The sequence below is a fragment of the Chroococcidiopsis sp. TS-821 genome, from assembly GCF_002939305.1.
Classification (GTDB): domain Bacteria; phylum Cyanobacteriota; class Cyanobacteriia; order Cyanobacteriales; family Chroococcidiopsidaceae; genus Chroogloeocystis.
The window spans coordinates 15,613-27,936 of record NZ_MVDI01000006.1 but is presented as its reverse complement, the minus strand read 5'-3'; the positions used below and the strand labels follow the sequence as shown (position 1 = coordinate 27,936).

11 protein-coding genes and 2 pseudogenes are annotated in these 12,324 nt (G+C 46.2%); all 13 read left to right on the top strand.

Going from position 1 to position 12,324, the window contains the following annotated elements:
• Positions 1–284 precede the first annotated feature (284 nt).
• The 13 genes and pseudogenes from B1A85_RS15550 to B1A85_RS15495 all read left to right on the top strand — a co-directional run bounded on the left by B1A85_RS15550 (position 285) and on the right by B1A85_RS15495 (position 12,246).
• Positions 285–638, top strand: a complete 354-nt coding sequence (locus tag B1A85_RS15550) for a four-helix bundle copper-binding protein (protein ID WP_071882461.1) — start codon at positions 285–287, stop codon at positions 636–638.
• A gap of 207 nt (positions 639–845) precedes the next feature.
• Positions 846–962, top strand: a pseudogene (locus tag B1A85_RS26210) (copper chaperone); the annotation flags it as partial.
• Positions 963–1,040: 78 nt separating this feature from the next.
• Positions 1,041–2,006: pseudogene (locus B1A85_RS15540) on the top strand (transposase).
• A 217-nt stretch (positions 2,007–2,223) separates the two neighbouring features.
• Complete coding sequence (locus tag B1A85_RS15535; RefSeq protein ID WP_015328534.1) at positions 2,224–5,202, top strand: GAF domain-containing protein; 2,979 nt, start codon at positions 2,224–2,226, stop codon at positions 5,200–5,202.
• A 106-nt stretch (positions 5,203–5,308) separates the two neighbouring features.
• Positions 5,309–5,941 carry a response regulator transcription factor gene (locus B1A85_RS15530; protein ID WP_015328533.1) on the top strand — a complete coding sequence of 211 codons (633 nt, stop codon included), beginning with the start codon at positions 5,309–5,311 and terminating at the stop codon, positions 5,939–5,941.
• A gap of 216 nt (positions 5,942–6,157) precedes the next feature.
• Positions 6,158–6,706, top strand: a complete 549-nt coding sequence (locus B1A85_RS15525) for a thioredoxin domain-containing protein (protein ID WP_015328532.1) — start codon at positions 6,158–6,160, stop codon at positions 6,704–6,706.
• 24 nt (positions 6,707–6,730) lie between these two features.
• Positions 6,731–7,393, top strand: a complete 663-nt coding sequence (locus B1A85_RS15520) for a DsbA family oxidoreductase (protein ID WP_015328531.1) — start codon at positions 6,731–6,733, stop codon at positions 7,391–7,393.
• Between the two features lie 8 nt (positions 7,394–7,401).
• Positions 7,402–8,694, top strand: a complete 1,293-nt coding sequence (locus B1A85_RS15515; protein WP_041919565.1) for an FAD-dependent oxidoreductase — start codon at positions 7,402–7,404, stop codon at positions 8,692–8,694.
• A gap of 96 nt (positions 8,695–8,790) precedes the next feature.
• A complete protein-coding gene (locus B1A85_RS15510) occupies positions 8,791–9,969 on the top strand; it encodes an FAD binding domain-containing protein (protein ID WP_015328529.1) in 1,179 nt (392 codons plus the stop codon).
• Positions 9,970–10,129: 160 nt separating this feature from the next.
• Complete coding sequence (locus B1A85_RS26205; protein WP_210404500.1) at positions 10,130–10,294, top strand: TetR/AcrR family transcriptional regulator; 165 nt, start codon at positions 10,130–10,132, stop codon at positions 10,292–10,294.
• 15 nt (positions 10,295–10,309) lie between these two features.
• On the top strand, positions 10,310–10,741 hold the full coding sequence (locus B1A85_RS24700) for a TetR family transcriptional regulator C-terminal domain-containing protein (RefSeq protein WP_371681682.1): 432 nt from the start codon (positions 10,310–10,312) through the stop codon (positions 10,739–10,741).
• A 25-nt stretch (positions 10,742–10,766) separates the two neighbouring features.
• Positions 10,767–11,126, top strand: coding sequence for a helix-turn-helix domain-containing protein (locus tag B1A85_RS15500; RefSeq protein ID WP_041919564.1), 360 nt, complete (start codon positions 10,767–10,769; stop codon positions 11,124–11,126).
• Between the two features lie 277 nt (positions 11,127–11,403).
• Positions 11,404–12,246 carry a hypothetical protein gene (locus B1A85_RS15495; RefSeq protein WP_015328528.1) on the top strand — a complete coding sequence of 281 codons (843 nt, stop codon included), beginning with the start codon at positions 11,404–11,406 and terminating at the stop codon, positions 12,244–12,246.
• Positions 12,247–12,324: the final 78 nt, after the last annotated feature.

The window sequence follows — 12,324 nt, the reverse complement described above, 5'->3', positions numbered from 1 at the left end:
TCTTTTTCTACCGTTCTGTTCTATAACAAGATGAGATATGAAGGAAATCTCATGTGATTAGCGAGTTCATCAAAAGATCTCGTATTCTTTATTACTTATCCGTTAGCTAAGCACAAAAAAATAAAACCAACATGAAATCACTGTCTTTCAACAGTGGTAATTCTTTAAAGGAGTTTTTACATCAGCGGTCAGACGCAATTACTTCCACAATCTCTTACGTTGGACTGAAGAGAATGCAAATTTTTGCTTCTTGTTACAATTATCCCAGCGAGAAGTAAAAAACTATGACTACCGCCCAGTCCCATCAATCGCTGCTTGAAACTTGTATCCAAAACTGTCTGGATTGCTTACGTGAATGTGAAACCTGTGCTGATGCTTGTTTGAGTGGTGACATGGTGCAGATGATGGCGCAGTACATTAAGCTCTGTCGTGATTGTGCCGATACTTGTGATATTTGCGCTCGGTTTATGGCTCGCAACTCTGATTTGCACGCTCAGCTGTGTCAAGTCTGTGCTGAAGCGAGCGCACGCTGTGCCGCTGAGTGCGAGAAGCATGACCATAACCACTGTCGTCGCTGTGCAGCATCCTGTCGTCGTTGTGCAGAGTCTTGCCGTCAAATGGCAACTGCAATGGCATAAGGTAGCACCGTTCAGTCGTGGTTACGCAGCTGTAGCGTTGCATTTTTAGCCGATCGCAGCCCTGGTTTATCTAGCGATAGACCCAGGGTTTGTTCGTTTCAACATGAGTTGAGTAGACTCAATCATTTTTTCCACTTCCCCCCTTGACTCTCCCGTGAACTGGAGACTCCAAGATAGAAGCAGTTACACATTTAGAGGTTTAGATTCATGGCTCTTCAACTGACAGTTCCTAACATGGCTTGTTCTGCCTGTGGCGACACGATTACCAAAGCTATCAAGGTGATCGACCCCAATGCTATGGTTCAAGCTGATCCTAAAACCCAGAAGTGTTGAAAGTAAGATTAAGCAACGAAAAAAAAGAGGCAGGATGCAGTATTCTGTCCCCAACGAAAAAAATGATGCTTGACAGTAACCTCATTTCCAACGCTTGTCAAATCGATTCTGAAGCAACTTCGCCCGCATGGCTACCCTGTATTGAACTCGCGCTTATTCTTTGGAATCTGGTTGACCTTTGTACTCGACCGCAGTTTAACCCGCATGAGGGACTTGTTTTATCGGCTAAATCGGACGGGTATTTCAGTCAATGTGTCCACGTTTCTAAGGCTTGCAAAAATCGGCAAGACCAGCACTTTTTTCGGATTTATATCGAATTAATTCAGCAACTCAAGCGACGCAATCCAGTGATCGCATAAATGCTGTTTCCGATTGATTCAACGGTCATCACCTTAACCAGCAAAGTGTTTTGGATGCAAGGCTATCATCAAGTTAAATTGCTCAATGGCATCAACTTAGAGCAGGGTAATCCGGGTGAATGTCTGATTCATTTAGGGCTGGGGCGCGATGCAAAATTTGCCGAGTCCGTGACAGGAATGATACCGGAAGGCGGCATCGGCATTATAGAGGCTTTGCAGGTTGGGAGTTCCTCGACCAATTGAGTTTAACTGGAACACAATTTGTTGTGCGAATTAAGAACAATATGAAGACCGAACTGGATCACAATCGATATCGGGTCGTCTGGTTTTGCGATCGGGAGAGCCAAACCGAGTTTCGCCTAGCGACGAATGTGGATGAGACGAGCAATGAAGAGATTGGTGAAACGTATCGACATATCGCTGGCAGATTGAGGTGTTGTGGAAGTTTCTCAAGATGCACCTGAAATTGAACAAGTTGATCACGAAAAACGTGAACGGGGTGACGATACAGATTTACATGGTACTCATTGCGTATTTAATCTTGCAGTTAATCGAAATCTCAGCGTTCTATGGGCGTCAACTACTGGATAAGTTTCGCTACTTGCAATTAGAATTGAGTCGTCACGGTTCGATCGTGCATTGGAGCTACGATCTGCTTCCTGAGACCCTTGTATGAGTCTTGCAAGGTCAAATGTAAAGTTTGTTTTATGGCTGGATTCAATACTTCTGGTAGTAGGGGAAGTAGAAGAACATTGTAATTGCTCAAACTTAAACAAAGATAAGGGGAAGCAGGCGGCTTTGATCGGCTGAAATATACTAGGACAGTAAACAGTTACAGCAGCTATTCAACCAGATGTTTACCGTCCTACTCCATATCCATTAAGGAAATGCCGATGAACTCATCTGATTCTCCTACGACGGCATCTCAATCTGTTCCTTCGACAAAGCTAGAACAACAAGTTCAACAATTACAAGAAGAGATCGCTCAACTGCGGCAAGAGAATGAGCAGTTACGTCAGCAGAAGGAGACAGAATTTTCTATCGAGATCGTCAATCAACAACAAAAGACAACTCAGCAACAGACTCAAGCGCTAGAGAAAGCCAATCCGGAATTGTGGAAACCCGATCGCCTGTTAGAAATTACAGCGATTGCTGCCAGCGCTCTACTGACGATCGAGAACTTTGATGAGGCGGTTAAGACTGCTCTACAAACCCTTGGCGAAGGTTTAGAAACCGATCGCGTGACTGTGATCGAGAACTTTACTCTTCCATCTAAAGAATTACCTGGTTGGAAGGTGCTGTATGAGTGGAACTCACCCCATACAATCGCCCAGATTTTTGATTTGAATACGTCGCAGGGATGCTATGAGGAAATTCGAGATTGGCATGACTTGTTTTGCCAAGGGCAACCCGTTAGCTGCCAGATTGAGCAAATGCCAGAACCTTTTCGGGGCAAGCAAGCGGCGATCGGAGTCAAAGCGTTTTACCTCGTACCGATCTTTGTTGAGGGCAAATGGTGGGGGGTATTGGGACTGGACGACTGCCGTGAGGCAAAGCATCGTACTCTAGCAGAACTGGCAGTCTTGAAAATTGCTGCTAATTGTATTGGCAGTGCCATTCAACGCGATCGCACCCAAAAAGCAATGTTGCAAGCCGAGCAAGCCCGATCGCAAGAACTCGAACGCCTCAACATCCAACTCCAGCAATCGCTCGATCACCTCTCGGAATCCGAAGAACGGTTTCGGACTCTATTTGAGTTGAGCAGCGAAGGATTCCACTACATGGAGATTGACCCGCCTTGTCCAGTCACCTTACCTATCGAGAAACAATGTGAATGGCTATATAACAGCATTCACGTGGTTAAAGCCAATCCTGCCTTTGCTGCCATGTATGGTGTAGACCATCCTAATGAGTTAATTGGCTTGAAAAATTCCGATGTACATGCTCCAGGTTCAGAGAAAAATGCGCTCTTTATTCGAGGCACAATAGAAAGTGGATACCGCTTTCGTAACTTGGAAACAGAGGAAATTGATCGGCAGGGACGGCTACGCTACTTCCTCAACAGTGGAGTTTATACCATCCAGGATGGCTATTTGGTGAATGCTTGGGGTACTCAGATTGATATCACCGAACTGCGAGAGACACAACAAGCCTTACTCGAAGCCGAGCAAGCCCGATCGCAAGAACTCGAACGCCTCAACACCGAATTACAACAAACGCTCGATCGTCTCTCTGAATCGGAAGAACGCTACCGCACCTTATTTGAAATCAGCAGCGAAGGAATTTTTCGGGTTGAATATGATCCACCAATTCCGTTGCATTTGCCGATTGAAGAACAGATTGATTTGTACTATCGCAGCTTATGTGTTGCTGAAGGGAATGCCACCTATGCAGCAATGTATGGCTTTGACGACGCTGAATCCATTGTTGGACTGCGTTTGAGTGATATAGATGTTTCCACATCACAGCAAAATCAGTCTTTCATGAGAGCTTTGATCGAAAGTCGCTATCAACTTCGTAACGCTGAAACAGAAGAAATCGATCGTTACGGCAACCCACGCTATTTCCTCAACAACATCACCACAATCATTAAAGATGGCTGTGCGATCGGCGGTTGGGCATCACAACTCGATATTACCGAACTGCGGTTGGCACAACAGGCCCTCCTGCAAGCGGAGCAAGATCGCGTCGCAGAACTGGCAAAAGCGAATGATGCACTCAAGCAAACCGTTGATGCCTTAGCAACAGAGACTGACCTCAATCGCTTTTTAGGACATGTGCTTAAAGTGATTGCAGAGCAACTAGATGCAACGCTCACTGAATACTGGTATCATCCAAAACCTGATAACATTGCTTACGTTGGACTGACCTACTGGCAAGAAAAGATCCTCAAGCCGGAAGAGCAATCGGGTCATGTTGGCTTGTTTGGCTATCCGGTTCCGCCGGAGATGATTCAGCAAGACAGTCCGCATCATCGCCGGAGGTACTTCATTACTGAAGATATTGCCAGCAGTGAAGTTCATAGCCGAATTGCTCATGAGTATGGGTTAGATGCAGGAGCCTGGTATCAATCGCGTGGGGTGAACCGTTTTCTCAATATGCCGTTGATTCTGGGTGACAGAACGATCGGGGCACTGATCGTCTTTCTTCCAAGCGATCGCCACTTCACTGAGCAACAAATTGAACTCACCTATGCCCTAGCTCAACAAGTAACGCTGGCAATTCAATTGACACGGTTGGCAGAAGAGGCAAAACAAGCGGCGATCCTTGAAGATCGTAATCGCATGGCGCGTGAAATTCACGATACGCTGGCTCAAAGCTTTGCCGGAATCCTCATGCAACTGCAAGCAGCCACTCTTAACCTGATCGATGACCCAGAACAAGTCATTGTTCACCTAAAACGAGCCAGCAATCTCACGCGAGAAGGATTGGCAGAAGCCCGCCGTTCAGTATCGCTGCTGCTGCAAGAAGACGCGGCTTACAGCGATTTATTATCCTCTCTCCATCAACTGATTGAGCAGATGAGGTGCAATACTGATGTCCCTATCTCAGTTAACGTTGAAGGGACTCCTTATCCGCTAAATCCAGAAGTGGGAATGCACCTATTTCGCATGGTTCAAGAGTCTCTAAACAACGCGCTTCGTCATGCTGACCCATCTACGATTCAGATTAATCTCTCGTATGCTACACAGAAAGTATCGCTGTGTATTCAAGATGATGGGTGTGGGTTTGACCTAGAGCAGCCGACCAACGGCTTTGGCTTAAAGGGAATGCAGCAACGGGCAGACCTACTGAATGCTCAATTGCAGATCAATAGCCAAATCGGTACAGGAACTGAAGTTCATATCACAGCCCCTACCCATCCAAGCTAAAGCGACAGCAAAGTAATATTTCGGTTGATTAATAAAAATGTCAGAGCATAAAATTTTAACCAGAATGTAAGACAAAGCCCTGCTAAATCCCGTTCTGCCTTCAATTATGAACCCTGAGCCTCAACCCCTTCGGATCTTAATTGCTGACGATCACCCCGTAGTCCGCGACGGGCTAGCGGCAATTCTTAACAAGCAGCCAGGTATGACCGTCGTTGCTCAGGCGGGTGATGGGCTAGAAGCCGTCGAGCAATTTCGTTTGCATCAGCCTGATGTGGCAATTGTAGACTTGCGGATGCCGGAAATGGGCGGGGCTGAGGTCGTTGCGACCGTCCGGGCTGAGTTTCCCAACGCCTGTTTTATTATGCTCACGGTCTACGATGGGGATGAGGACATTTACCAGGGATTTCGGGCTGGAGCCAAAGCCTATCTGCTCAAAGATACCCCCTGTCATGAGTTAGTTGAAGTGATTCGTGCCGTTTGTACTGGAGCGCAGCATATTCCCAATTCACTCACTTCTAAACTGGCTTCTCGCCTCAGTATGTCAGAGTTGAGCGATCGCGAACGTCAGGTTTTAACGCTCATGACGGACGGTAAAAATAATCGCGAGATCGGTGAAGCCATTGGCATTTCGGAGAGTACTGTGCGATTTCATGTGTCTAATTTGATGAGTAAGTTGGGAGTGAGCGATCGCACTCATGCTGTCGTAACAGCCCTAAAACGCGGAATCATCAAGCTATAACAAGCAGATTCATTTGTCTAAGCAAGACTAGATTTTTGGGATTTGCTGTAATTGATTAAACACCTAGCGTTTCGTCTAGGTCAAAGACTGGATGTTTGCATCGTGCCTAAAACATAGGTTTTACGGTAGCTTGACAGCAGGAGCAGAGTTAGATGTGCCAATTTTGCTTGTAAGGAAAGGTGTTGCAGACTCAGCGATGGGTTGGGTAGAGTAGCCGTGAATTCAGCAAATGATTCTAATCAACTGGCAATTCCAGTAGGACAGCGTGACCACATCCAGGGAGCAGAGACCGCAGTGATAACCTTAGTGGAATATGGCAGTTATGCCTGTCCAAATTGTGCAGCGGCTCAAACCGTAATTCAACAACTTCAGCAGCAGCTAGGAGAACAGCTACGGATTGTATTTCGCCATTTTCCACAAGTCAATCTTTACCCGGAAGCTCAACACGCATCTGAAGCGGCTGAAGCCGCCGCCGCCCAAGGTAAATTTTGGCAAATGCATGACTATTTATTGACTCATCAACATGCTTTGAATAACGGCAATTTAGTAAAGTATGCTTTGACAATAGGATTGGATGTTAATCATTTTCTACATCAAATGAGACGAGATGTTCATTTAGAGCGAGTGCATGAAGACATAGCGAGTGGAATACAAAGTGGAGTCAGTCGTACACCGACTTTCTTTATTAATGGGATTCGACTAAATGGTGAATGGAACCCAGAAACTTTAAAATCAGAAATTTCAAAAGTATTCTTGCAAGGATAAACATTTTGGAGCAAATGGAAAGCCATGACCTTAACGATCGAAATGACTTCAGATTTTATTTGTCCCTGGTGTTTAGTTGCAGACACCAACTTACAGAAAGCAATAACTTCGTTAAGCTCCGCTAACGCACAACTGGGTAATTCAGTTGAGATTCAGCGCATCTGGTATCCGTTTGAGCTAAACCCAGATATGCCAGAAGCGGGGATGGATCGCAAAACTTACCGCACCAATAAATTTGGCAGTTGGGAATATTCACAACAACTGGATGCCAAAACGGTACAGGCAGGGCAAGCCAACGGTATTGAATTTCGCTACGACTTGATGAAAGTTACTCCCAATACCCTCAAAGCCCACCGATTAACTTGGTTCGCAGGTAATGCGGGCAAAGCAACGGAGATGGCAGAACGGATTCTGAGAGCCTATTTCACAGAAGGTCAGGATATTGGTGATGTTGGTACGCTGGTAAATCTCGCTGCTGAAATTGGTTTAGATTCAGCGCACGTCAAAACATTTCTTCTTTCACAAGCAGGGATTCAAGAAATTGAAGCATTGAAACGTCAAGCGATCGCTCAAGGAATTCGGAGTGTTCCCACCATCTGCATTGGCAAGGAAGTGTTAGTGGGGGGGCAGCCTACCGAGATTTTTCTCGCTGCCCTGCGTGCTGCAACAGAATTAGAGAAGGTTTAAGTCCGATGATGACTAAATTAGATTACCTAGATTCAGCGGAACACCAAAACAAACCTCAAAACCAAGTGCGGCTGTATGGTCAACCCAATCTAGCAGAAGCTTACGAGATCCGCGATTTTCTCAATCGAAGTGTGGTTGAATTTGATTGGGTTGAACTTACAAGCGACGAGGACTGCCATCGAGAATTGGGATTTGCTGCCCTGAACGATCTGCGTTTACCAGTCGTTGAATTTCCAGATGGTACTCGACTGTTTGCACCAACCATTCGTGACATTGCTCAAAGGTTGGGGTGGGTAGCCCAGCCTAAATTCAAAGAATACGATCTTTCGATCTATGGAGCAGGTCCGGCGGGGCTGAGTGCAGCCGTTTATGCAGCTTCTGAGGGGCTGCGGACTGTCCTGATTGAGCGACAAGCCGTTGGAGGGCAAGCTGGAACCAGTTCACTGATTGAAAATTATATGGGGTTTCCTGAAGGAATTCGGGGTGCAGAACTAGCGGAACGAGCGCGTCAGCAGGCGGTTAAATTCGGTGTTGAACTCTTGCTATTGCGTGAAGGAATTAAGGCAGAATTTAGAAACAATCGCATTTATGTCGATATGGCAGACGGCAGCAAAATGATTGCCCGTACCAACATTTGTGCGACAGGTGTAGAGTATCGACGATTAAATTTGCCCAACGAAGATCGTTTTCTGAACCGGGGGCTATTTTATGGCGCGGGTGTGAGTGAAGCGTCCATGTGCCGGAATCAGCAGGTTCTCGTGGTTGGTGGCGGTAATTCAGCAGGTCAAGCCGTCATGCATTTCTCACAGTATGCCAAGCAGGTGACGATGATTGTTCGAGGCAGCACTCTGGCATCTACATTGTCAAAATATTTGATCGATCGCATCCTGAATGCCGCCAATGTTGAGGTGCTTTTTAATGCTCAAGTTACGAGGCTAGATGGTGAGGGCAGCCTACAGCAAGTTGAAATTACGGACTGTAGCGAAAATTTGGTGCGAACTATTGATACTCAATATCTTTTTATCTGTATTGGTGGTGTGCCGAACACAGAGTGGGCAAAAGATACCAACATTGTGAGAGATGAGGCAGGTTATCTGATTACCGGATCGGATTTGCTTAAGAATGGTCAGTTGCCCGCTTGCTGGTCAATTGATCGCGATCCTTATTTTCTTGAAACCAGTGTTCCGGGATCGTTTGCTGCGGGTGACGTGCGGCATGGATCGACCAAGCGAGTTGCTTCAGCAGTCGGAGAAGGGGCAATGGCAGTTACATTTGTCCACAAGTTTCTAGCCGAAGCTTGAATTTATTGGCTATTTAGAAAATGATGTCTCTTATGATTTCTCCAGGAATCAAATGCTATCCAATGTTTGAACTAGAAAGCGAATTGGAGTTGAACAATGAACTCTAAAGAAAAATATGCCATTGTCATTGGTGGATCATTGGGTGGTTTATTCACTGGAATCATGTTGCGATCGATCGGGTGGCAGGTCGATGTCTATGAGCGATCGCCCCATGCTCTTGATAGTCGCGGTGGTGGCATTGTCCTGCAACCCGATGTCATTGAAGCGTTTCAACGGGCAGGGATTCCAGTTGATTCATTGGGTGTCATTGCACAGGAACGCTATTACCTCAACCGCGATGGCAGCATTAAACTAGCAATGCCCATGCGTCAAACTTTAACATCCTGGAATATGCTCTATGGCTCCATGCGGCGGCATTTTCCAGTCGAACACTACCATACTGGAAAGCGACTAACAGATATTCAGCAAACCAATGAAGAGGTTACTGCAATATTTACAGATAGAACCTCTGTCACTGCTGCATTGCTGGTGGGTGCAGATGGTCCTGGTTCAACGGTGCGTCAACTGCTTTTGCCCACTTATCATTATCACTATGCAGGATACGTCGGTTATCGAGGATTAGTGGATGAAGCAGATCTTGATCCAGCGACAGCCGCTCTCTTTACAGAACGATTCATCTTCTTCCAATTTCCCAATTCCCACATTCTGCAATACCTGGTTCCCGGTGAGAATGAATCGCTTGTGCCCGGAGAACGTCGCTTTAACTGGGTTTGGTATGTCAACTATGACGAAACGACAGAACTGCCCCAAATTCTGACTGACAAAGAGGGAAGACGGCGAGATTATTCAGTTCCTCCAGGGTTTTTAGCTCCCACTGTTGAGCGAGAGATGAGATCTTATGCGGATGCGGTACTGGCTCCCCCCTTTCAAAAGCTAGTTGCTGCTACAAAAGAACCCTTTGTGCAGGCAATTTTAGACTTAGGAGTACCGCAAATGAGCTTTGGACGAGTCGCCCTGGTTGGGGATGCTGCCTTCATTTCTCGTCCTCATACGGCTGCCAGCACCTCGAAAGCATCGGCTAATGCGATCGCCCTTGCCGACGCTCTCCTAGAACAGAACCATCAGGTTCCTGAGGCGCTAAATGCTTGGGAACCCGATCAGCTTAGATTGGGAATGCATTTGTGGAAAACTGGTCAGGATCTCGGCGAACGTTCCCAGTTTATGCATGGCACAAAGCGCTTTAGTGGGACTACGACGGCTATGGGACAAGTCTGATATTGGTTTCATAGAGCAAGCCATCGAGCAGTGAAGGAGCATCACGCACAGTCGAACTAAGTAGAACACTAGAGTTGAGTCAAACCCATAGTTGGCATTGATAAATTTCCAGAGATTAGAGTCACCCTAAATAGACAGACAGGTCTACATAAAAACGTTCATGAAATCAACTTCTCCTAAAAAATCTGCTCGCGATCGCATTCTAGATGCTGCCTTGAAATTGTTCTATCAGAAGGGCATTCAGCACGTTGGGGTCGATGAGATCGTGGCTCATTCGGGTGTTGCCAAAATGTCGCTTTATAATCACTTCCACTCCAAAGATTAATTAGTCGCAGAGTTTCTGCGGCGGCGGGATGAGAACTGGCGACGTTGGTTTGAAGCAACGGTTGAACAGTACGGGAAGACTCCGTTTGAACGCCTACTCGCTATGTTTGATGCGTTGAAAGACTGGTTTGAGCAGCCCAATTTTCGAGGGTGTGCATTCATCAATGCAACAGTTGAACTTGTGAATTCAGATCATCCGGGTTATCAAGTGGCCCTGGAACACAAGCAAGCACTTTACCAATACATCCTCAGACTGACACAAGCGGCAGCAATAAAAAACGCAGAATCTTTAGCCCGTCAACTATTGCTGTTGATTGAAGGGGCAATTGTGCTTGCCTTAATGGAAAAGCGTTCAGATGCGGCAGGGCAAGCTCGTGCGGCTGCTTTAGCTTTATTAACCGCACAAAGCCACCAATACCGGACTTCAGGTTCAACCAAACGACGCTAGTAGGTGTTTTAAGGAGAGAATAACGATGGACATGGAGCGAGAACCAACCTTTGAATGTAGAGGATTACCGAAACACAAACTGAATCAAGCGATCGCTTATATCAATGAACACTTAGATGAGAATTTGTCGTTAGAGGCAATTGCTACTCATCTCGGCATGAGCCAATACTACTTCTGCCGCCTATTTAGAGAATCCATTGGAGTCTCTCCTTACAAGTATTTGATGCAGCAACGGATGGAGCGAGCAAAGCAGCTATTAGAACAGAAGCAAACACTCATCATCGACATTGCTCTTCAGTGCGGCTACTCGGATCAAAGCACATTTGCAACCGCTTTTCGGAGAGCAGTAGGAATGTCTCCCAGAACCTATCAACAACAATTCTGATATCGCCAAGAGACAACACTAAAAAACAGCAAGAATTCCAAACTTTCGCAAGAAATCTCAAGACAAGCTTTAATCATTTTTTTATAGTTACTTCCAGTACACTGTAGTTTTCGCCAAAGAAACTGCATTGCATCTATCGAAAAAGTCCGAAAGATCAAGGATTCGGGATGCCTCAGTTTTGCTTTACTGACGTTACAAAAGATTTTTCCTAATGTTCTTGAATCTCTAGTGTACTGGAGACTTCAGGATAGAAGTAGTTTATTGCAGGAGGATTGAAATGATGACATCCACTGAAAATGTGATCGCAGGTCCGGCTCTATCTGCTTATCAAGTTGAGTTTGAATCAAAGCCTGCCGACGTTAAAGCGGGTGAGGTGGTAGACCTTGTTTTTACCATTCGGAATGCCAATGGCTTGCTCATGCACAATCTCCAAGTTGTGCATGAGCAAGCCATGCATCTGCTTGTCGTCTCTGAAGACCTGAGCGAGTTCCATCACTTGCATCCAGAACAACAAACCGATGGTCGTTTTCGTGTCACGCATACCTTTCCACAAGCTGGTAATTATCGGCTTTATGTCGATTACACGCCGATCGACACGCACCAAATTGTGAATCAACTGAGTCTGCAAGTTCTCGGAAAAGCACGTGAGTCGATCGCCCTGATTGAAGATGAACTCCCAACGAAAACAGTGAATGGCATACGAGTCACAATGAGGGCAAACCAACCCCTGCGTGCGGGTGAAGGCGTACTGCTCGATTTTGTTGTTGAAGATGAGCAGACCCATGAGCCAGTCACCGATCTTCAACCTTACCTGGGTGCGCTCGCCCACTTTGTCATCATCAGCGAAGATGGCGCAGAGTTTCTGCATGTTCATCCGATGGAGCATCACGGCGCATCGGCAGCCCATCACTCCGATCATGCAGTTTCATCCTCTACTCATCAACACACACACTCTGGTGAACTGCACTCAGTCGATACCATCACCCCTCAAATTAGCGCACATACAAGCTTTCCTCGTGCTGGACTTTACAAAACCTGGGCACAGTTACAGCGTGATGGACAGGTCATTACCGTCCCCTTCGTTGTACGGATTGCCGAGCAACAAACCTACTCAAGCTAAGTGGTTCTGTCTTTTGATAGGTTTTCAAAATTTGCTTGCCCCCCCTTGACTCTCTAGTGTACTGGACACTTCAAGATA